Origin of the sequence: Bifidobacterium amazonense, from assembly GCF_018555435.2 — a bacterium.
Lineage (GTDB): Bacteria > Actinomycetota > Actinomycetes > Actinomycetales > Bifidobacteriaceae > Bifidobacterium > Bifidobacterium amazonense.
This window is the reverse complement of record NZ_JAFEJT020000026.1, coordinates 1-22,159: the sequence shown is the minus strand read 5'-3', so window position 1 is coordinate 22,159 and position 22,159 is coordinate 1. Positions and strand designations below refer to the sequence as shown.

General features: G+C 65.7%; 17 protein-coding genes. 14 read left to right on the top strand and 3 right to left on the bottom strand.

Annotated features, from left to right (window positions below; genetic code table 11):
• Positions 1-110: 110 nt before the first annotated feature.
• Positions 111-1,118, bottom strand: a complete 1,008-nt coding sequence (locus JS533_RS07310) for an aldo/keto reductase (RefSeq protein WP_241513783.1) — start codon at positions 1,116-1,118, stop codon at positions 111-113.
• Between the two features lie 298 nt (positions 1,119-1,416).
• On the opposite strand from JS533_RS07310, the gene JS533_RS07305 reads away from it, so the two are divergent.
• The 4 genes from JS533_RS07305 (at position 1,417) to eda (ending at position 5,688) form a co-directional block, all read left to right on the top strand.
• Positions 1,417-2,499, top strand: a complete 1,083-nt coding sequence (locus JS533_RS07305) for an AEC family transporter (protein ID WP_241513782.1) — start codon at positions 1,417-1,419, stop codon at positions 2,497-2,499.
• A gap of 242 nt (positions 2,500-2,741) precedes the next feature.
• Positions 2,742-3,752 carry a hydroxyacid dehydrogenase gene (locus JS533_RS07300; RefSeq protein WP_241513781.1) on the top strand — a complete coding sequence of 337 codons (1,011 nt, stop codon included), beginning with the start codon at positions 2,742-2,744 and terminating at the stop codon, positions 3,750-3,752.
• 199 nt (positions 3,753-3,951) lie between these two features.
• Complete coding sequence (locus JS533_RS07295) at positions 3,952-4,953, top strand: sugar kinase (protein ID WP_241513780.1); 1,002 nt, start codon at positions 3,952-3,954, stop codon at positions 4,951-4,953.
• 69 nt (positions 4,954-5,022) lie between these two features.
• A complete protein-coding gene (eda, locus tag JS533_RS07290; RefSeq protein ID WP_241513779.1) occupies positions 5,023-5,688 on the top strand; it encodes a bifunctional 4-hydroxy-2-oxoglutarate aldolase/2-dehydro-3-deoxy-phosphogluconate aldolase in 666 nt (221 codons plus the stop codon).
• Between the two features lie 178 nt (positions 5,689-5,866).
• Here eda and JS533_RS07285 read toward each other — a convergent pair whose 3' ends face one another.
• Entirely contained in the window at positions 5,867-6,964 is a 1,098-nt protein-coding gene (locus tag JS533_RS07285; protein WP_241513778.1) for a LacI family DNA-binding transcriptional regulator, read from the bottom strand.
• Between the two features lie 232 nt (positions 6,965-7,196).
• Between JS533_RS07285 and JS533_RS07280 the strand changes: the two genes are divergently transcribed.
• The 4 genes from JS533_RS07280 to JS533_RS07265 all read left to right on the top strand — a co-directional run bounded on the left by JS533_RS07280 (position 7,197) and on the right by JS533_RS07265 (position 14,392).
• Positions 7,197-9,332 carry a glycoside hydrolase family 36 protein gene (locus JS533_RS07280; RefSeq protein WP_241513777.1) on the top strand — a complete coding sequence of 712 codons (2,136 nt, stop codon included), beginning with the start codon at positions 7,197-7,199 and terminating at the stop codon, positions 9,330-9,332.
• 63 nt (positions 9,333-9,395) lie between these two features.
• Positions 9,396-11,804, top strand: coding sequence for an alginate lyase family protein (locus tag JS533_RS07275; RefSeq protein ID WP_241513776.1), 2,409 nt, complete (start codon positions 9,396-9,398; stop codon positions 11,802-11,804).
• A gap of 19 nt (positions 11,805-11,823) precedes the next feature.
• Positions 11,824-13,491: a glycoside hydrolase family 43 protein gene (locus JS533_RS07270; RefSeq protein ID WP_241513775.1), complete on the top strand. Its 1,668-nt coding sequence runs from the start codon at positions 11,824-11,826 to the stop codon at positions 13,489-13,491.
• A 13-nt stretch (positions 13,492-13,504) separates the two neighbouring features.
• Positions 13,505-14,392, top strand: a complete 888-nt coding sequence (locus JS533_RS07265) for a sugar phosphate isomerase/epimerase family protein (RefSeq protein WP_241513774.1) — start codon at positions 13,505-13,507, stop codon at positions 14,390-14,392.
• A 318-nt stretch (positions 14,393-14,710) separates the two neighbouring features.
• Here JS533_RS07265 and JS533_RS07260 read toward each other — a convergent pair whose 3' ends face one another.
• The gene (locus JS533_RS07260) at positions 14,711-15,676 is read right to left on the bottom strand and encodes a YdcF family protein (RefSeq protein WP_241513773.1); all 966 of its coding nucleotides are present in this window, start codon (positions 15,674-15,676) and stop codon (positions 14,711-14,713) included.
• A 309-nt stretch (positions 15,677-15,985) separates the two neighbouring features.
• Here JS533_RS07260 and JS533_RS07255 point away from each other — a divergent pair, with 309 nt between their 5' ends.
• The 6 genes from JS533_RS07255 to JS533_RS07230 form a co-directional block, all read left to right on the top strand.
• Positions 15,986-17,332 (top strand): ABC transporter substrate-binding protein, encoded by a 1,347-nt coding sequence (locus JS533_RS07255; RefSeq protein ID WP_241513772.1) that lies wholly within the window; start codon positions 15,986-15,988, stop codon positions 17,330-17,332.
• Between the two features lie 139 nt (positions 17,333-17,471).
• Complete coding sequence (locus tag JS533_RS07250) at positions 17,472-18,416, top strand: carbohydrate ABC transporter permease (RefSeq protein WP_241513771.1); 945 nt, start codon at positions 17,472-17,474, stop codon at positions 18,414-18,416.
• 1 nt (position 18,417) lies between these two features.
• Positions 18,418-19,305: a carbohydrate ABC transporter permease gene (locus JS533_RS07245; RefSeq protein ID WP_241513770.1), complete on the top strand. Its 888-nt coding sequence runs from the start codon at positions 18,418-18,420 to the stop codon at positions 19,303-19,305.
• A 37-nt stretch (positions 19,306-19,342) separates the two neighbouring features.
• Positions 19,343-20,179: an alpha/beta fold hydrolase gene (locus JS533_RS07240; RefSeq protein ID WP_241513769.1), complete on the top strand. Its 837-nt coding sequence runs from the start codon at positions 19,343-19,345 to the stop codon at positions 20,177-20,179.
• Positions 20,180-20,263: 84 nt separating this feature from the next.
• Positions 20,264-21,397: a LacI family DNA-binding transcriptional regulator gene (locus JS533_RS07235; protein WP_241513768.1), complete on the top strand. Its 1,134-nt coding sequence runs from the start codon at positions 20,264-20,266 to the stop codon at positions 21,395-21,397.
• 90 nt (positions 21,398-21,487) lie between these two features.
• A partial coding sequence (locus tag JS533_RS07230) for a GH39 family glycosyl hydrolase (RefSeq protein WP_241513767.1) occupies positions 21,488-22,159 on the top strand: 672 nt, incomplete at its 3' end.

Genomic DNA, 22,159 nt, shown 5'->3' with positions numbered 1-22,159 from the left:
TGCGGCGGGCGGGACGGCGGTTCGTCTCACGCTTTCGTCTCATGTTTCGGGCGTGCCCCGGGCGTGCTTCGGGACTCCGGAATCGACGGGCGCGACGTCCGCGTCACGACTCAGCTGAGCGCGATCCTGTCGATCGCGGCGAGCTCGTCGTCGCTGAACGTCGTGTTCTTCAGCGCGCCGATGTTGTCGAGGATCTGCTGCGGCTTGGACGCGCCGGCGAGCACGCTGGTCACGGTATCGTCGCGCAGCAGCCACGCGAGGCTCATCTCGGCGAGCGTCTGGCCGCGCTGGTACGCGATGTCGTTGAGCGCGACGATCTTGCCGTGCACGCGCTCGACGCTGTCCTTGTGCAGGAAGCGCGGGTCGTGCGCCACGCGAGAGTCGGCCGGGATGCCGTTGAGATAGCGGTCGGTGAGCAGGCCCTGCTGCAGCGGGCAGAACGTGATCAGGCCCTTGCCGAGGCGCTTGGCCGTATCCTTGAGCCCGTCGCGTTCGACGCGGCGGTCGAGGATGTTGTACTTGTTCTGGTTGATGACGAACGGCACGTGCAGCTCGTCGAGGATCGCGGAGGCCTTCGCGAGACGCTCGCCGTCGTAGTTCGACAGGCCGACGTACAGCGCCTTGCCGCTGGCGACGATCTGCGCGAGCGCGCCCATCGTCTCCTCGAGCGGGGTCTCGTCATCCGGGCGGTGATGGTAGAAGATGTCCACGTAGTCGAGGCCGAGGCGTTCGAGGCTTTGGTCGAGGCTGGAGATCAGGTACTTGCGGCTGCCGCCGTCGCCGTACGGTCCGGCCCACATCTCATAGCCGGCCTTGGTGGAGACGATCAGCTCGTCGCGGTGCTTGGCGAAGTACTGGCGGATGAGGCGGCCGGCGTTCTTCTCGGCCGCGCCCGGCTCCGGGCCGTAGTTGTTGGCCAGGTCGAAGTGCGTGATGCCGTGGTCGAATGCGGTGAAGACGAGCGACTTCATCTGCTCGTACGGCGTGATGTCGCCGAAGTTGTGCCAGAAGCCGAGCGAGATCGCTGGCAGCTTGAGGCCGCTCGTGCCGCAGCGGTTGTAGCGCATCTCGCTGTAGCGCGTGGCCGCGGGTGTGTAGTCGTTGGTGGGTTCGAACATGATGCTCCTTTGTCGGTAGTGTTCGTTGACGTCGATGTTTTCGTTACCATCCGTTGTTGGCTCCATCATCGTTCCTCAAGCGCACTTGAATGCAAGCCGGCGTGTCGTCTCCGCGTGTCGCGACGGGCATATCATGGTCGGTTGGACTGTTGGCCGGACCGGCGCGGGTTGCGCACGATCCGTGTGCGCAGGACGGATGTGTTGAGGACCTGCGGACGACGGGTGAATGTGCTGCGTACCGTGGCCCGCGACGGACAGCCTTCGGTGGACAGCCCTCGACGGACGGAAAGGAGCGAATGTGGGACAGTTCGGGGTGATGGTGGGGCAGCTGGTCGGATTTCTGATCATGCTGATGGTCGGCTACGGGTGCGTGCGGCTGCGCTTCTACGGCAAGACCGCGCTCGACGGCATGTGTTCGCTGCTGCTCAACGTGCTCATCCCCGTGCTCGTGTTCGCCAATGCCGTCGACGGCGCCACCCGCGCCCAGCTCGCCGCCAACTGGGGCGTGATGCTCCTGACCGCGGTCATGTACGCGCTGCTGGTCGTCGTCTTCCGGCTGCTCGCATGGGCGCTGCGGCTACGCGGCTCGCGATCGCGCGTCTTCCAGGCGTCGCTCGTGTTCGGCAACGCCGGGTTCATCGGCATCCCGCTCATCATGGCGCTCTTCCCCAAGGAGGGCGCGATCTACGTGGCCCTTATGTCGATCATCGACCAGACCTTGCTGTGGACGTACGGCGTCTGGCTGTGCGAGCCGGTCGAGAGTGCCGCGGCCGAGGCCGATCGAGCGGCGGGTGCGACCGGCCGTGCGGGCGTGGCCGGTGCCGTGCGTACATCGGCCGGCGGCTCGTCATCCGCGACGCCGCACCCGGCCTCATCGCATGCAACGCGCACCCTTGGCGAACGCGCGCTCGGCCTGCTGCGCAGGTTCGTCAACCCCGCGTTCATCGGCGTGATGATCGCGCTCGCGCTCATCCTCGCCGGCGTGCGCGTGCCCGGCATCATCCTCAAGCCGTTGCACACGATCGGCAACATGGCCACGCCGATGTCGCTCATCTATCTCGGCGGCCTGTTCGCGCTCACCCGCTGGTGGACCGTGCTGCGCCGCTACGAACTGTACGTCGGGCTGATCGCGAAGATGATCGCGTTCCCGCTGGCGCTCTACGCGTTGCTGTCCGCCGCGACCGGCGCGCTCGCACCGCTGCCGTTCACGCATGACATGATCCTGACGATCAGCGTGATCGCCGGCCTACCGACGATGACCACGATCGCCATGTTCACCGCGCGGCGCAACAACATGCCCGAATATGCGGTCGGATTCGTACTGGTGAGTACCCTGTTCTCGCTCGTCTCGCTCGCCCTCGTCTCCGCCGTCATCTTCTGAATCTTCTGACCGCTCCATATGGACGCGCCGCATTATTGATGCAAAGGGCCAGAAAAACCGGTAAGAGACTGGTAAGGGCTTGCTGTATTGCCGTGATATGAGTGCGTGCGCAGCCGTGTGCGGCGCATGATCGACTGCGCTGGATGTTCCTGATTTTCCAAATGCTTTCCGTGTGTCGTGCCGGAGCGTGCTACTATATTGAAACCAGCGGTAAGCGTTTTCCAAAGGAAGGAACGAACATCATGACCGAATCAAAGCCGAAGGTCATCCTGACCATGCAGCCCCCGGAGCTCGTGAACAAGCTCATGAACAACGAGCAGTGGGCCCGTCTCGACGCCGTCGCCGACGTCGACCGCAACGTCATCCCCGACTTCCACGCGGACGGCGTGGCCGAGCGCCTCTCGGGCGTCGACTACATCTTCTCCGGCTGGGGGCCGAACGGCCGTATCGACGCCGAGACCCTCGCCAAGATGCCCAACCTCAAGGGCGTGGCCGCCGCGGCCGGCAACGTGTGGCCGCTGTTCACCCCCGACGCGCTCGAGGAGGCCAAGAAGCGCGGCATCCTGCGCGCCAACTCCGGCTACGTCAACGGCATCCCGGTCGCCGAATTCTGCATGGCCATGATCCTCATGGCCGACAAGGACTTCTTCCGCGCCGAGCGCATCTACCGCGAGCGCCGAGAATACATCAACCGCGAGGTCGAATTCCCGACCGCCGGCAACTACCACAAGACCGTGGGCCTCGTCACCGCGTCCTCGCGCATCGGCCGCCATCTGATGGGCCTGCTCAAGGGCTACCGTCTGCGCGTGCTCGCCGAATCCCGTTCGATGGACGAGGCGGAGACCGCGTCCTACGGCGCGATCAAGGCCGATCTGGAAACCGTGTTCCGCGAGTCCGACATCGTCTCGCTGCACACGCCGAACCTGCCCGCCACGCACGGCATGATCGACGCCAAGTACTTCAAGATGATGAAGGACGGCGCATGGTTCCTCAACTCGGCCCGCGGCGGCGTGGTGAACGCCGACGACATGATCGCCGAGCTCAAGACCGGCCGCATCAACGCGATCCTCGACGTGACCGATCCGGACGAGCCGCTCAGCCCCGATTCGCCGCTGTGGGACATGCCGAACGTGATCCTCACCCCGCACATCGCCGGCTCCGAAGGCGGCGAGCTGCAGGCCATGGGCGAGAACGTCGTCAACGAGCTCACCCACATGATCAAGGGCGAGCCGCTCGACTACGGCGAGCGCTGAGTTTCCGCCTGGGTTTCCGTCCCAATCGTGCGGCGGCCCCGTGCAAGGGAGGGGCCGCCGCATTCTTTCCGGCTCGGCCGGCAGCCGTTATCCGTCGGCCATTTGCCGTCATCCGTTGGCTGTCGGCCATTGCCGCAATCCGATGCAACAAACGGCAAAAAACTGTTCGCCTGCGCACACATGGGATAGGTTCACGAGTATGACCAATGACGATTTCAAGGTTCCCGGCATCCGTCCGGGCAAGGTGCTGCTTTCCGGCGAGGCCATGGGCCTGTTCACCGCCGGCACGGAGGGTCCGTGCAGTCGCGTGGGCGTGTTCCAGGCGTCCGTGGCCGGCGCCGAACTGAACGTGGCGATCGGTCTGAAGCGTCTCGGCGTCGAGCCGCTCTACCTGACCAAGCTGGGCGACGACGTGCTCGGCGAACGCATCAAGTACTTCATGGACGACAACCGGCTCGACGAATCGCTGGTGACGTACGACGCCGACCATCACACCGGCTTCATGTTCAAGTCGAAGGAATCGCACGGTGATCCGAAGACCTACTATTTCCGCAAGGACTCCGCCGCGTCCACGATCGGCGCCGACGACATCAAGGCGCTCGAGACGACCGGCAAGCTCGACGATGTGACCGTCCTGCACCTGACCGGCATCCTGCCGCCGCTGTCCGAGGCCACGCTGGAGGCCAGCCATGAGCTGATCCGTCTGGCCCGCCGTCACGGCATGTTCGTCAGCTTCGACCCGAACCTGCGCCCCGCGCTGTGGAAGAGCGCCGACGTGATGCGCGACACGCTGCGCCGCCTCGCCTCCCAGTCCGACCTGGTGCTGCCCGGCATCGGCGAAGGCCGTGAACTGTTCGGCGTCGAGCAGGTCGAGGACATCGCCAAGGCGTTCCTCGACAACGGCGCGAAGGCCGTGGTCGTCAAGGACGGTCCTCGCGGCGCGTATGCGGCCGACTGCAACGGCAACGCGGCCCGCGTGCCCGGATTCGTCGTCGACCACGTGGTCGACACGGTCGGCGCAGGCGACGGATTCGCCGCCGGCGTGCTCTCCGCACTGCTGGAGGGCGGGAACGTGGCCGAGGCGTGCGAGCGCGGCTGCGCGCTCGGCGCGATCCAGACCCAGTTCGTCTCCGACAACGAGGGGCTGCCCACTCCGGCCGAACTGGCCGAATTCACCGCGTCGCACAGGCGCGCCGAATAGCCGAGTAGCCGTAAATGGCCGGGTGCGATTCACCGACGAAACAGAACTTTTCAGAAAGGAACCAAGAACATGAGCGATAAGAACGATCAGGAGCTTCACTACCTCGAGCAGCTGGGCGTCGTCCCGCTGGTCACCCTCCACTCCGTCGAGGAGGCCGTGCCGCTGGCGCAGGCCCTCGAACGCGGTGGCGTGCCGGTCGCCGAGGTCACCTTCCGTTCCCCGTACGCGATCGAAGGCATGAAGCGCATCCGCGACGAGGTCCCGGGCGTCACGCTCGTGGCAGGCACCGTGCACACGGTCGAGCAGGCCAAGGCGTCGATCGAGGCCGGCTGCAAGGGTCTGGTCACCCCGGCGTTCACCGAGGCGATCGTCGACTACGCGCTCGAGAATGACATCCTCATCCTGCCCGGCACCGCCGTCCCGTCCGACGTGGACAAGGCGTACCAGAAGGGCCTGCGCTACGTGAAGTTCTTCCCGGCCGAGGCCTACGGCGGCGTGAAGACCCTCAAGGCGCTTGCCGGCCCGTTCGCCGAGATGAAGTTCCTGCCGACCGGCGGCGTGAGTCTGAAGAACGCGGCCGACTACATCGCGCTGAAGAACGTGTTCGCCATCGGCGGCTCGTTCCCGGTGCCGTCCGCCGCCCAGAAGGCGCACGACTGGGATGCCGTCGCGCAGGCCTGCAAGGACGCGCGCGCCATCGTCGAGCCGATCATCGCCGCCAAGGCCAACGACTGATCGCGCCTGACGGTCCGTCGGGCGCAACCGGCCGGACCCAAACAACACATACTTACCCCTGAACTCCTTCCTCCTGCAATGAGGGGGCTGCCCGTTCGCCAATAGCGGGCAGCCCCCTCATTTGTTGTTCATATGGGTCCGTCGCATCATGCCGACCTGTCGGCGTCCCAGCGCGTCCTCACCGCCGCGGCAGCGACTCGCGCAGCACGATGTCGGGGGCGCTTTGCACGAAGATGAGACGGCTGCCCGCGTCGGCATCCCCGTCGGAGGAGGCGAGCACGCGTTCGACGGCCGCCTGGCCCATTTCGGTCAGCGGCAGATGCACGGTGGTCAGCGACGGGTGCACGTCGGCCGAATAGGGGATGTCGCCGAACCCGGTCACGCCCATATCCTTGCCCGGTTCGATGCCGTTGGCACGCAGCGCGCTCATCGCGCCGATCGCCATCACGTCGTTGAGCGCGACCACGCAGTCCACGCCCTGCCCGTCATACGCCGCATCCGCACCGCTGGCCGCCGTGAGCCGGCCGAGCCGTGCCAACTGCATGATCGCCGCGTAGCCTTCGGTGCGGCTGAACCGTCCGTTCGCCACGGCCTTCGGGTCGACCGTGATGCCGGCCTTGTCGAACACGGCCATCATGCCGGCGAGACGCTCCTTGGACGAACGGTAGTTGTCGTCGCCCTTGAGGATGGCGGGCCGGCGGTAGCCCGAGTCGACGATGAGCTTGGCGATGGCCCGCGCGCCGACTTCGTTGGCCACGTCGACGGCGGGGAACGGCAGATTGCGGTTGAGGATGAACACGGCGTGTCCGCCGGCCGCCTCGTAGCGTTTGAGTTCGGCTTCGAGCTGGGCGCGTTCGGGTGCGTCGATGCGTTCGCTTTCGGAGATGATGATGCCGCGTGGCCGGGTGGCGGTCGCCTTGCGCACCGCCTCGAGCTCGGATTTGGCGTCCGGCGCGACGCCGATGGTCACGGACACGCCCTGTTCGCCGGCGGCCTTGACGACGCCTTGGGAGACGGCCGCGAAGTACGGGTCGGAGATGTCGGAGACGAGCAGCACGATGTTCGGCGCGGTGCCCTTGGCGACGGCCTGCGCGTAGGCGTTGGGCCGGTAGTTGAGCTTGGTGGCGGCCTCCATGACCTTCACGTATGATTCGTTGCGCACTTTGCGCGCGCTGCCGTTGAGCACGCGGGAGGCGGTGGCGATGGACACGCCGGCCTGGTTGGCGACGTCCATCAGCGTCGCGGGGGAGGGATTCTTGTCGTTTTGCTCAGCCATCGTGGTTGCCGTCCTTCTTCGCACATCTGGAAAACAGCATGAAACGCTTACCAGTATAGCGTCTTTGCTGTGTGTGTTGTTGTGCGAGTTTCGCTGGAAAAGTTATCGGTAAGCGCTTTCCAATCTGGCGTGTCGCGCGGTAAGCTGTATCGCAGTGACATACAGCCGCCGGGCACGGAGCGCCCGCGGCCGCGACCGGCAGGCCCCCGACGACGGGGACGGAAAGGACATCATGCGAACCGTACTGGAAAGCGTAAGCTGCGGCGATCTGACCGCCGTCTACCGCCGCGACGCGGACACGGGCGTCGTCGAGCTCGTCCTGACGCCGACCGGTCATGCGGACGCGATCGTGCGCGACGACTGCGCCGCCGAGCCGCTCGTGCAGGCCAAGGTCATCGGCGACGACTATCCGTTCGGCTTCAGCCAGGGCCGTACGATGCGCAACGCGACGACCGTCACGCAGCACATGACGTATGGCGAGCCGCAGGTCACGAGCGATCCGGCGACCGGTTCGGTCGCCGTCACGACCCGCGTCGCCGACGACCGCGGCTGGCACTACGAGCATGTGCTCACGATGACGCCGGCGAGCCGCGCCGCCGAAATCCGCACGTCCGTCATCAACGACTCCGCCGAACCCGTCACGTTCGAAATGCTTTCCAGCTTCACGCTCGGCTCGCTTTCGCCGTACGCCACCGGCTTCGACCCGGAGAACCTGACCCTGCACCGGCTGCGCAGCACCTGGAGCGCCGAAGGCCGCGTGCTCTCCCAGCCTCTCGAGGATCTCGAACTCGAGCCGAGCTGGCAGAAGTACAGCGCGAACTCCGTGCGATTCGGCTCGATCGGCAGCTTCCCGGTACGCGAATGGGTGCCGTTCGTCGCCGTGACCGACCGCCGCGCAGGAGTGACTTGGGCGGCGGCGACCACGCACGCGTCCAGCTGGCAGATCGAAGCGTACCGCCGCGACGACGGGCTGAGCCTGTCCGGCGGCATCGCCGACCGCGAATTCGGCCAGTGGACGCACGTCGTGCGGCCCGGCGAACGCTTCGACGCGCCGTATGCGGTCGTCACGGCGGTGGACGGCGGCGTGGACGAGGCCGCGCAGGCCGTGGCCAACGTGCGCAAGGACCTCAATGTGCCGTCAAGCGAGGACCATCTACCGGTGATCTTCAACGAATTCTGTTCGACCTGGGGCTGCCCGAGCGAGCGGAGCGTCATCGAACAGCTTGACGCGGTCAAGGCGCTCGGCGTGGAATACTTCGTGATCGACGCCGGCTGGTTCGACGACCAGGCGTTCGAGGCGGCCAGCAGATTCGGCAAATGGGAGGTCAGCAAAACCGCGTTCCCCAACGGCATGAAGCCGGTCGTCGACCGCATCCACGAGGCCGGGCTCAAGGCCGGCATCTGGTTCGAGTTCGAGATCGCCGGCCGCGAGGAGCCCGACTGCTTCAACAAGGCCGCATGGCTGCTCAAGCGCGACGGCTTGCCGATCACCTCCGGCAACCGCCGTTGGTGGGACATGCGCAACCCCGAAGTGCAGGAGTATCTTGCGCACAAGGTCATCGACTTCCTGCGCGACAACGGCTTCGACTACATGAAGGTCGACTACAACGACACGATCGGCATCGGCTGCGAGACGCCCGGCGACCCGGACGCGTCGCTGGGGGAGGGACTCTACGACCAGATCCAGGCGTCGCAGGCGTTCTTCCGCCGCATCCGCGCCGAACTGCCGGACCTCATGATCGAGATCTGCGCGTCCGGCGGCCACCGGCTCGTCCAAAGCTTCATGAAGATCGGCGCGATGGCCAGCTTCTCCGACGCGCACGAATGCGACTACATCCCCGTCGTCGCCGCGAACATGCATCGCATGATCCTGCCGCGCCAGTCGCAGATCTGGGCCGTCGTGCGCGAGGAGGCCCCCGCCGACAAGCTGTACTACCAGATCTGCTCCGGCCTGCTCGGCCGCCTGTGCTTCAGCGGCGACGCGAACGGCTTCGCCGGGCGCAAGAACGACATCATCCGCGAAGGCGTCGCGTTCTACCATGAGGCCGCGCCCGTCATCGACCGCGGCGAGACGCACTGGTACGGGCCGCATCTCGGCAGCTACAGCCGGCCGACCGGCTGGCAGGCCATCGTCCGCGACGGCGAGGCGGACACCGCGGCCGACAGCCGCACGCTCGTCGTGCTGCACACGTTCCACGACGCGCCCGCGACGATCACCGTGCCGGTCAAGGACGCGGCCGGTGCGGCCGTCTCGATCGTCCGCACGTTCCATCGCGACGGCCTGACCGTCACGCTGGACGACGGCATGCTCACCGTTTCCGGCCTTGCCGACTTCGACGGCGTCGCCGTGCTGCTTGCAACGAAATAACGTGACTTGCGCCGCGCCCGGTCCGCCGAAGGAGCCCGGGTGCGGCATCGGAAAGGAGACGACATGGTCGGTCGCACCGCAGACAACGACTATCCGACCCGCGAAAGGACCGTCGAACGCATCGTGCGCATCCGCACCGGCGAAGGCGACTGGGTCGCGCTCGCGGCGGACGGCAGCCTCACCGTCACCGCCGACCGTGACCGCGCCGAACGGTTCGCGCTGTACCGTTCTGCGTACGCCATCGACACGACCCTGCCGCTCGACGGCGCACAGGCGACGTGGTACGCGATCCGCAGCCTCACGAACGGCAGGTATCTGACGATCCAGAACTACTACGTCGCGCCGGGCGCATCGCTCGAACGCACGTCGGCGATCGTCGCCGCCGAATTCGACCGGCAGCCGTCGTACTACGTCAAGCGCGGGCTTACGTTCGTCGTCGCCGCATCCGCGCCGGACGCGTACTGGAACGAACGGTTCACGATCGAACCGCAGCCGGACGGCTCCGTGATCATCGGCAGCCACGCCGACGACCTGCGTGACGAGCCGGACTGCGCCGCGTACCCGATGCGCGTCACGCTGTACGGCGCATACGTCGACTACGGCAACGTCGCCGTGCAGCGGTTGTATCTTGAGGATGCCGCGGCTGCGACGGTCGAAACCGCGACGACGGATGACGGCCTTGCCTCAGCCGACGCCGCGTGCGCCGCGTCGTGCACGGCCTCGGACGGGACCGGCGAGACCAACGGGATTCCGACGACGCTGACGGTCGGCAATGGCAGTGTGCTCGCCGTACCGCAATCGTTCGCGCACCCGGGCGTGAACCTGTCCGCCGCGCAGCTTGCGGCCATACGTGACCACGTACGCAACCGCGAACAGCCGTGGTACGCCGACTGGCTGAGGCTCACGACCACCGTGCCGAACGACATGGCGTGCGAACGCTACCAGCCGACCTTCCGCGAGGGCGTCGGTCGCGGCGATCCGGAAGGCTCCGGTCACATCGACGACTGGGAGATGTCGTGCGCGGCCGCGTACTTCAACGCGCTGCGCTGGGCGGTCACCGGCGAGGACCGGTACGCCGAGACCGTCACACGCATCGTCGACGGCTGGGCGCGCACCCTGCGCGTGATCGACGGGCGTGACCGCATCCTCGGCGCGTCGCTCGCCACGATCAAACTCATCAACGCGGCCGAAATCGTCCGCTACTTCGACGGCGGCCACGCGAGCATGACGGACGCGATCTTCGCATCGTTCCAGACCATGCTGCGCAACGTCGTCTACCCGGTCGTACGCGACGGCGGCGCGCCGATGAACGCGAACGGCAACTGGGACGTGGCCCCGATGACCACGCTGCTCGCCATCGGCGTCGCCACCGACGATCCGCGCATCTTCGCGCGCGGCCTCGCCATGTACGTGAGCCCCTACTGCAACGGCTCGGTCGTCAACTACCTGACCGACTGGGGGCAGAGCGTCGAATCGGCGCGCGACCAGGCGCACGGCCAGCTCGGCATCGGCGCGATGGTCGACACGTGCGCGATCGCCGAACACCAGGGCGTCGACCTGTGGGGGCTGTACGGCGACCGGCTCGCCAAGGCCGTCGAATGGTGCGCGCGATACAACCTGTTCAGCGGCGAAGGCGAGCTTCGCGCCGTGCCGCTCTCCGGCATCTTCGGCTACTTCGACGACATCTCCTACTGGGATCACATGGAGGAGCAGGGCGTCTACCGCGGGCAATTACGTCCGATCTATGAGACCGCGCTCGCGCACTGGCGCGGCGTGCCCGGCGTCGATATGACCTGGACGGAGCGCGCGGCCAACGCGATGCGGCCGGAAGGACTCGTCCACTTCGACAACCTCAACTTCTCGACGCTCACCTGCTACAACGGGCCGGTCTGCTCGGAGTCGGCCGGCGGGAACGTCGCGCCGCGCGTACGGCTGCGCACGATGATCGAACCGTGGTACCAGCGCACGTGGGCCGCGATCCGCGCGGCCGGTCCGGTGCCGTCCAACGCGCTGACCGACGGCGTGGTGCCGGCCGGACTGGAAACGGAGACGATGCCGTCGTACTTCGCCGTACAGCCGGACGGTTCGCTCGCCGTGACCGCGCGACGCCGCGACGCGAGCGTGCTGCGCGTCGTCGACCACGGCGACGGCACGGTGTCGCTGATCGACACGGCCGACGGACGTGCGCTGACGGTCGCCGACGGACTGCCGGACGGCGGACGCGCGCTGCGCATGACCGACGTCGCGGGCGACACGAACGGAGATCTGCCGCAAGCCGCACGATTCGCGCTGCGCAGCTGGGGCATCGGACCGATGTATCTCGCGTGGGACGGCCGACTGGTCGAGATCGTCGCCGACGGCGACGGCGGCGATCCTGAGCACCGCACGCTGCGACTGCGCCTCGGTACCACGCCGGAAGGCCGCAACACCGACACCACCCCATCCAATTGGCTGACGTTCATCTACGCATGACATCAAAGGAGCTGAACCAATGACGACGATGATCAAGAACCCGATCCTGCCCGGATTCCATCCCGACTCGAGCGCGCTGCGCGTCGGCGACGACTACTACATCGCGACGAGCACGTTCGAATGGTGGCCGGGCATCGACATCTACCATTCGAAGGACCTCGTCAACTGGGAGTGGGTCGCCTCGCCCGTCAACCGCGAATCGCAGGTCGACCTGCGCGGCAACTACGACTCCGGATCGCTGTGGGCGCCGCACCTGAGCTACGCGGACGGCAAGTTCTGGCTCGTCTACACCGACGTGAAAACGTACGCACCGTTCAAGGACACGCTCAACTACGTCATCACCGCGCCCAGCATCACCGGTCCGTGGAGCGAACCGCACTTCCTGACCGCGTCCGGCTTCGACCCGGCCATCTTCCACGACGACGACGGCCGCAAATGGTTCCTCAACATGCTCTACGACTACCGTCCCGGCCACACGATGTTCGCCGGCACCGTCATCCAGGAATTCGATCCCGTCACGATGAGGCTCATCGGCGAACGCAAGCACTTCTACAAGGGCACCAAGCTTGGCGTATGCGAAGGTCCGCAAATCCTCAAGCGCAACGGCTGGTACTATCTGCTGTGCGCGGCCGGCGGCACCGGCTACATGCACGCCGCCACCGTGGCCCGCGCCCGTTCGCTCGAAGGCCCGTTCGAGGACAGTCCTTATACGCCGCTGATGACCACGCGCGACGAGCCGACCAACCCGTTGCAGAAGTCCGGCCACTGCTGCTTCCTCCAGATCGGCGACGAATGGTACGTCACGCAGATCTGCGGCCGTCCGCTCACCGAACGCGGCAACTGTACGCTCGGCCGCGAAACCTCCATCCAGAAGATCTACTGGACCGAGGACGGCTGGCCGCGGCTCATCAACAACACGATCAGCCCGGACCTGCTGGTGCCCGCGCCGGCCGTCGCACAGGGCGTCGTGCAGAAGACCGACCATTCCGAACGCATCGACTTCGCGCCGGACGCGGCCGCGCAGGCCTGCGCGCCGCTCACGTCCGTGACCGACCCGGCCATTCCGCCGAGTCTCAAGACGCTGCGCGGCGCGTTGGATGCGGAGAAGGACTATTCGCTCACCGCGCGTCCCGGCTGGCTGCGCCTGTACGGCGACCAGTCGCTGCGCTCGCAGCATCATCAGGTGCTGTTCGCGCGGCGTTGGGAGGCGTACGATTTCGACGCGGACACGGTGATCGACTTCGACCCCGCCAACTACCAGCAGACGGCCGGCCTGATCCTGTACTACGACACGTGCAACTGGATCTACGCGTATGTGTCGTTCGACTCGGAAGGCACCGACCGACGGATCCTGCAGGTGCTGCGCTGCGATCATGAGGAGCTGACCTACGGTTCCGAGGCGGTGGTTTTGGATGATGGTCCGGTGCGGGTCAAGGTCGCGGTGCGGCATGCCGTGGCGAACTTCTCCTACGCGCAGGGCTCGGGTGTGACGGACGGTTCCGCCGAACCGGACTGGCGGCCGCTTGGTGGCGACCAGCCGGCCGACCACATCAGCGACGACTACGTGGAACGCACCATCAAGGGCTGCGCGTTCACCGGCGGCATGGTCGGCATCTGCGCGCAGGACATGGACGCCAAGCAGTCGCACGCCGACTTCAAATACTTCGACTACCAGGAACAACACTGAAAGGACAACAATCATGACATGGGAACTGGCCGCGTCGACCCTCGGCGCACCGTACGACACGATGGACGAACTCGCCAAGACCTTCAAGGCGACCGGCGTCAAGCGGATCGAGGTCGCCGTCGGCGACGAGATGAAGTTCACGATGGCCTCGACCGACGACGAGCTCAAGGCCATGCGCGACGAACTCGCCGAGAAGGCCGGTGTGTCGATCTTCGGCGTCGACTCGCGCGTGCAGGTGTGCAACACCGACCGTGAGGACGACGAACTGGTCGAAAGCCTTGAACACTGCCTGCACATGGCGTCCGTGCTCGGCGCGAAGTACGTGCGCGTCTTCCCGACCGCGCCGCTCGAGCCGAGCTGGGATCCGGACCGCCTGCCGGGCATGGTGCTGCCCAAGGGCATGAATCTCGCCGGCGTGTCCAAGCGCGGCGCCGAGATCATCGCCCGTGCCCTGCCGACCGCCGACAAGCTCGGCGTGCAGCCGCTCATCGAAACGCACGACAGCCACACCAACGGCGAACGCAACGCGATCATCCACTACTATCTCGATAAGATCGCGCCGGGCAACCAGGCCGGCTCCATCTGGGATATCGCCCACCCGTGGCGCGTCGGCGAGGCGCCGGCCACCACGTTCGAATACCTCAAGCCGTATCTGGTCGGCGGCCGCGGCGTCGTGCAGATCAAGGACTGCGCGTTCCCCGGCGACCAGACCCCGGTGCTGCAGGGCACCGGCCGCGTGCCGCTGGCCGAATGCTGCAAGCTGCTCAAGGACGGCGGCTACACCGGCCCGCTCTCCCTCGAATGGGAGCGCCGCTGGTACCCGCAGGTCGAGCCGCTCGAGGAGGCGCTCGTCGCCGCCCGTCGCGCGATCGAGGCGCTGCCCGCCGAATCACAGCTCTGATTCGGCATTGTGGTCGATCCTGCGCCCGGTGGACTTTGAATCCCCGGGTGCTATTGGCGGCCATATCCCCACGCCAGTAGTCCTCTGAGCGTTGGTTTGTGGAGAGAACCATCGGGTTACTCACCGGAAAGCCACGCTCAGAGGCATCTCAGCGTTGGTTGGTGGAGAGTAGGGCAAAACCGCTCTCCACAAACCAACGCAAACCACGCCCTCAGCGTTGGTTTGTGGCTATATCGGCGTGGGTTTCTGGCGATATTGAGTCTGCGTTCCCGCCCGTCGACAGGAATCTGGCCGTCTCAGGGGATGATCGAACGTCAGTCAGTGGGAGGCGAAGGCGGGATCGGCCTCCCTTGTGGCCAGGCCGAGGATGCCGCTCAGCCGGGCGTGGGCCGATGCGACGGATTCGGGAATGTCCTCGTGCGCGATGTAGCCGCGTCCGGCCGGGCCGTAGCCGTTCGCGTCGTCGCGCAGTCGCGGGATCTCGCCCATGAGCAGCGTCAGATACCGGTTCATGTCCCACATGCCGGCGGGTGGGTCGAGATACCGCAGTCCGCAGCTCGGCGATGATGGGCCGAGCGCGTCGGCCGTGCCGGATGCACCGGATGGGCCGGCCATGCCGGCTGCGCCGAGCGAACTGTCCATGCCGGATATGCCGGCTGCATCGGCCGTGTCCGCCGGCACGACGGTCGTGCGGTACGCCGCATAGTTGACGATGATCGTATCGGGCGCGTGCCGGCGCAGGCCGGCGGCCATGCGTCGCTGCATGGTGGCGTCCTGGATGAGGATGACGCTGCGGCACGGCTCGCCGTGCGCCCGCAGCAGGTCGAGCATGTTGGTGATGTTGTTGCCGCAGTTCGTCGACTCGCGTTCGAGATAGTCCGGTTCCAGTCCGTGGCGGATGCGCAGATAGTCGGCGAAGATGTCCGCCTCGCAGCGTCCGTCGGTGTCGATGTCGGGATGGTGCCTGTGCATGACGTCGCGTAGCGTCTGCGTGGTGTGTCCGGCGCCGCCGACGATCATGGTCCGTCGCGCCACGCCGTTGCGCATGCCTTCGGCCAGTATGTCGCTGCCGGCGATGATGCTGCCGCCGAACAGGACCATGACGTCGGCCTGTTCCAGTCCGGTCGCCTCGGACAGGCTCGGCCCGTCCAGCCGTGCAAGGTCGCGCGGACCGCAGAACGCGGCCAGTCGGTTGACGTCGTCGGCGATGTCGGCCGGTGTGGCTGCGTTCGGATAGGTTGCGTTTCGATCGTCTGCGATCGGGATGCTCTTGTTTGTCGTCACTGTTCCATCCTATGCGAACGGGCGATCCTCGAGGGCAATCGACGTTCCCGCGCCGCCGTTGCCGGGATCGTCGACGTTGCGGATGGCAAGTGAATGCGACACGCCGAATGTGCGGTTGTAACCGGTCGATGAGTGGCCGCATGTCTTGGGTTCCTTCTTTTTTATTAACTAGTTTTATCGCTGAAGATGCTGGGATATGAAAAGTCTGATATAGTGATGTTGTCGTCAAAAAATAAACTAGTTAACCAAAGATGGTTGACCAAAAACAACACAACCGGTAGTCACGAATCACAACCAAGGAGGGTTCTGATGGCAACTTCGCATCGCTGGGCAAAGGTGGCCGTGGCGGCACTTGCATCGGTAGGCATGATCGTCCCGTTGGCCGCATGCGGATCGGAGTCGGGCGGCTCGGACGGCGCCGGGAGCGGCGAATCCGCCGCGTCGGATGGTCCGGTCACCATCGAATGGTGGGGCGCCGACCAGGGGCAGCAGGAGCAGGCCGACCTGTTCAACAAGTCGCAGGACAAAATCAAGGTCGAATACAAGAAGATGGCCAACGGCGACAAGACCGAGGAGAGCGTGGTCAATGCCGTCAAGGCAGGCAACGCGCCCGACCTGTTCACCGCCAACATGGACTCCTCGATCTCGCTGCTCGCCGACGGCACCATCCAGGACATCGCCCAATACAAGCCCGACCTGTCCGATCTCAACCAGAACGTCGTCGACTCGTTCAAGGTCGGAGACCAGCTCGCCGTCATTCCGTACAAGGCCAGCCCGCAGTTCATGATCGTCAACCAGAAGACCTTCGACGACAACGGCGTCACGGTGCCGACCACGTGGGACGAGCTCATCCAGGCCGGCAAGGACCTCAAGGCCAAGGACCCGGATGTCAAGATCCTCAACCTCGCCGGCGAGGACCCGTCGACCATCGTCCTGCTCGCCCAGCAGTTCGGTGCGAAATGGTATTCGATCAAGGGCGACAAATGGGTGATCGACATCAACGGCAAGGAGTCGAAGAAGGCCGTCGACTACCTGCAGCAGGTCGTCGACGACGACATGTTCAGCCGCAAGACGTTCATCGAATGGGATGCGCTCATGCAGTTCTTCCAGTCCGGCGACCTCGCGATCATCCCGACCTCGACCTGGCAGCTGTCCGCCTATCAGGCGAACTTCCAGAACTCGCTCGGCGACTGGAGGGCGTACGACTGGCCCAAGGAGAGCGCCGACTCCGACGTCGTCTCCCCGCTGAACGCCACCGGCAACGCCATCCCGAAGGGTGCGAAGCACCCCGAGGCGGCCGTCGAGTTCGCTACCTGGCTGGCCACCGATGACGACGCGCTCAGGATCGCCGCCGACCCGGATAAGGGCTCGGGTGCGTTCCCGGCCGTCAAGGATCCGTCGGCGTTCGTCGAGGGCACGATTCCGGACAAGCTGATCGGAGACAGGGAGGGTGCGGCCAAGGTGATCGAGAAGTCGGCCGAGACTGTCGCCCCGTACTCCACCGGCGTGAACTGGGCTCCGATGTTCAAGCAGCTGACCGACCAGTGGGCCAAGTTCCTCAACAAGGAGGTCACGGGGGAGCAGATGCTCGACGCCATCCAGAAGTGGACGCTCGACGACCTCAAACAGAAGGGCATCAACGCCGAGGCCGCGTGAGCGGGTCGCCTCCGGCCGGTCCGGCCGTCGGTCCCTCTGAAGCTGGGCGGCGGATGGGGCGCGGGCCGGCCGTGGGCGCCTGCGCCCGTCCGGCGGCACATCAACACCAACACGAACTTTCAACGGATCGGAGCATATCGTGGACATCGCAAGCGATTCCGGGCGCGCCGGCATCAGGGAGAACCTCACGCCGCGGTGGAAGAAGCGCCTCGGACACAAGGGCATGATGTTCGGCATCCCGTTCTTCGCCCTGTTCCTCTTCTCGTTCATCATCCCGTTCTTCTATGCGCTGTGGGAGAGCCTGTACGTCAGAAAATCCAGCGGACTGGGCATCGGCACCGCCGCCACGCATTTCGCCGGCCTCGAACAGTATCTGCGCGTGATGAAGGACGGTTCGTTCTGGGCCGGCATGGGACGCGTCGCGGTCTTCACCTGCGTGGTCATGCCGCTGATCATGATCTTCGCGCTCGTCGAGGCGCTGCTCATCGACTCGGCCAAGGCCCGAGCCAAGAAGGCGTACCGCTTTCTGCTGCTCATCCCGTACATGGTGCCGTCCATCGTCTCCACGCTGATCTGGGTGTACCTGTACTCGCCCGGCATCGGCCCGCTGCGCAGGATGTTCCTCGCCATCGGCCTTGACGTGAACTTCTTCAGCCCTCAGATGCTATGGGTGTCCATGGCCAACCTGCTGATCTGGATGAACGTCGGCTTCAACATGCTGATCCTCTACGGCTCGCTGACCTCCATCGACCCGGTGCTCTATGAGAGCGCGAAGGTGGACGGCGCGGGCGAACTGCGCATCGCATGGTCGATCAAGATTCCGATGGTGCGCGGCACGCTCGTGCTCACCTGTCTGCTTTCCATGATCGGCATGCTGCAGCTGTTCGACCAGCCGCTGCTGTTCCGTTCGGCCTCGCCTGAGACCGTCACCGCGAACTTCACGCCGATCATGACGATCTACAACTACACGTTCACCGCGGGCGGCGACTACAACTACGCGGCCGCGCTGTCGGTGGTGCTCGCCATCGTCATCGGCGTCATCTCCGCCATCGTCTACGGAGTCTCCAATCGGAAGGAGCGGTGACATGAACCGCAACGCAGCCCCCATCCGTCCCAAGGCCAACGGGCCCCTGTCCAGATGGAGCCGTCCCGGCGTGCTCATCGCGCTGGCGCTGATGGCCTTCTACGCGGTCGCACCGCTGTGGTGGCTGGTCGTCTCCGTCACCAAGAGCCGCATCGAACTGTACAATACGAGCGGCATGTGGTTCGGCGCCGAAAACCACCTGCTCGAGAACTTCCACCAGCTGTTCGCCTACGAGCACGGCCTGTTCTTCCGTTGGCTCGGCAACTCGGTCCTCTATGCGGGCGTCGGATCGGTCGTATGCATGGTGATCTCCATCATGGCCGGCTACTCGCTGAGCAAATTCGAGTTCCGCGGCCGCGGGTTCCAGATGGGGCTGATCATGTTCTCGTTCCTGATCCCGACCGCGCTGCTCACCCTGCCGCTCTACCTGCTGTTCTCCGGACTGCATCTGACCGACACGGTCTGGTCCGTGCTCATCCCATCGTTCGTCAACGCGTTCGACGTGTACCTCGCCAAGGAGTACATCGACGGCGCGGTGCCCGACGAGCTGCTTGAGGCGGCGCGCATCGACGGCGCCGGCGAGATCCGTATCTTCCGGCAGATCGTGCTGCCGTTGCTGCCCACCCCGGCCGCCACGATCTTCATCCTCACGTTCGTGGGCCAATGGAACAACTTCTACCTGCCGATCACCATGCTGCGCGGCTCCGACAAATGGACGCTGTCGCTCGGCCTGTTCAGCTTCATGCAGACCAAGCAGAACACGCTGTTCGACCCGACCACGATCGCCCTGGCCGGCGCGGTCGTCTCGATCATCCCGCTCGCCGTGGTGATGATCGCCATGCAGCGCTACTGGAGGTCCGGCGTGGCCCTCGGCTCCGTCAAGGGTTGACCAGCACGCCAATCATCAACTAGGGGAGTGATGAACGATGAGCGAACACATCGACGCGATGACGCCCGACATGACGGCAGCCGACGCGGATGGCGGCGCGAACGCCTACGTGGTCACGGTCCACGGATGGGGCGGATCGGGACGTTCCTTCGACGCCGTGCAATGGCCGGCCGGATGGCGCGTGCTGCCGTACGAGATGCCCGGCCACGGCGACCGCCGCGACGAGGGGCCATGGGACATCCGTTCGGCCAGTGAGGATCTGGCACGGTTCATCGAACGGCATGCGACGGCGCCGATCCCCGTGATCGTCGTCGCGCACTCGATGGGCGGGCAGCTTTCGCTGCTGCTCAACGCCGACCATCCCGACCTGCTGGACATGGAGGTCGTGATCGACCCGGCCTACGGGGCCGACGAGACGCCGGCGGATCTCATCCGGCACCATCGCACGTTCGAGCGGCTGCGGGAGCGCCCGTACGAGACGATGACGGGATTCGTCGACGGATCGCGCTCGCCGTATCTGAGCCGGTCCGCCCACGACACGATCGTGGCCGACGTGCGGCGCGCCAACGCCAGGGCGCTCGCCGACTACTACTGGTCGGAGTACCTCGCCGACGACCAGATCGGCGGACGGTCGAGGACCATCACTGTTGCCGCACGGCGCGTCAAGCCGTCGTTCGGCATCTACCGCACCGAGGACCGTGCGCGGTTCGAGCTGGAATGCGGCAGCTTCGCCTCGGTGTCGTGGGGCGAGGATCATGGGCATTACCTGCAATGCGAGATGCCGCAACGGCTGTCGCGGACGGTGACTGCATGGGCGAGCCGGTGCGGGATCCCCTCGGTAGCCTCCGCCCCTGCCGTGGGGCAAACCGTATGAAGCCTATAATCGATCTGATCGGCATCGCCCCGTCATGCCGGGTGCGGACGGCCGATGGGGACATGAACGGAAACGAGGTGCGCTATGCATGACGGCCATGACGCGGGGACGCCGATGAACGGCGATCCGCAGGCGTCCGCGGAACTGCTGGCCGCGAGGCCGTCGCGCCGTGGCCCGGCCAAAACCGGCAAGGTCAACATCCGCGACATCGCCGAGAAGGCCGGCGTCTCGTCGGCCACGGTGTCGAATGTGATGAGGGGCGCGCCCAACGTGTCGGAGCGCACGCGCAAACGGGTCATGCAAGTGGTGGACGAGCTTGGCTATGTGCCCAACGCGCACGCGCTCGCCCTGACCACGCCGCCGAACTCGGTGACGCTCGTCGTCCGCGCGATCGCCGGCGGCACCTATGCGGACATGATGTCCGGCGTGGAGCGCGAGGTGACCAGCCGTCACATGACGTTCCGGCTGATCTCCACCGGTCTGGCCCAGCACACCATGGACCAGGTGGTCAACGACCTGCTGTCGCAGCGTCCCAAGGTCGCGGTGGTCAGTGCCGACTCGGGGTCCGATCAGGAGCAGGACGTCAAGCTCGCCGGCAATCTCCGGCAGTTCGACAACGTCGGCACGAAAGTGGTGGTGCTGGGCCGTCCCCGGCTCACGCTGCCCGAGCGGATCGGCGTGGTCGACTACACGAACGAGCGGGGCATGTACGAGATGACCAGGTACATGATCTCGATGGGGCATACCCGGTTCCTGTACATGGGCATCATGCATGCCTCAAGCGTGTTCCATGCGCGGTATCAGGGGTTCCTGCGCGCGCTGCGGGAGGCGGGCATCGAGCATGACCCGCAGTATGACACCGAACGGTTCGGCGACCGCGCCGACAACGTGTCGGATCTGCTGTCGCGCTACCATGCCGGGGCGCGGTTCACGGCGGTGGTCGCCGCCACCGATTCGATGGCGTTGGATGCGATCGTGGCGTTGCGTGGGCTCGGATTGTCGGTGCCCGATCAGGTATCGGTGTCGGGCTTCGACGACATGCCGTACGCCGAGGATCTGTGCGTGCCGTTGAGCACCGTGCATGTGCCGTTCCTCGAGATGGGTCGTGTGGCCGTGCGCATCGGCATGGGGGAGCGCGAGAACGATGTGATCATGCCCACCGAGCTGGCGATCCGCCGTTCCATCATGCCGCCGGACCCCTCCGTGCTGGAGCGGTAGTTCAGGGTTCCGCCATTGCCGTTGGGCAGTCGCGCGGCAAAATTTAACTAGTTAACTCAAGTGGGGCGATCCACACGTAAAGGAGCGATCATGACCGAAGACAACCCTGTCATCACCGTCGACGCCCGCACCCAAGGCGAGGCGTTCGACCATTACTGGAGCACCTGCGTGGGCGCGGGCCGCGCGGCCGAGGGCCTGCGCGCCGACTGGCAGGCGCAGCTGCGCCGCGCCGTGCGCGACTGCGGCTTCAGATACCTGCGATTCCACGGCTTGCTCTGCGACGAGATGGGCGTCTACCGCATCGTCGACGGCAGGGAGCGATACAACTTCGCCTACATTGACATGGTCTACGACGCGATGCTCGACGCCGGCATCAAACCGTTCGTCGAATTCGCATTCACTCCGCAGGACCTCGCCAGCGGCGACGGCACGCAGTTCTGGTGGAAGGCGAACGTCACCCCGCCCGAGGACACCGCCGCATGGGCTCGGCTCGCCGCCGCGTGCGTGCGCCACTGGATCGAGCGTTACGGGCCGGACGAAGTGCTCACCTGGTACTTCGAGGTCTGGAACGAACCCGACCTCCACGCCTTCTGGAACGGCACGAAATCACAGTATCTCACCATGTACGCGGCGACCGCGACGGCGATCAAGGACATCGACCCGCGGCTGCGCGTCGGCGGGCCCGCCACGTCGAACTTCGTGCCGGACGCGCGGTTCGACGGCGAGGTCGAGGATTTCAGCAGACATCTGACCAACAAGGTC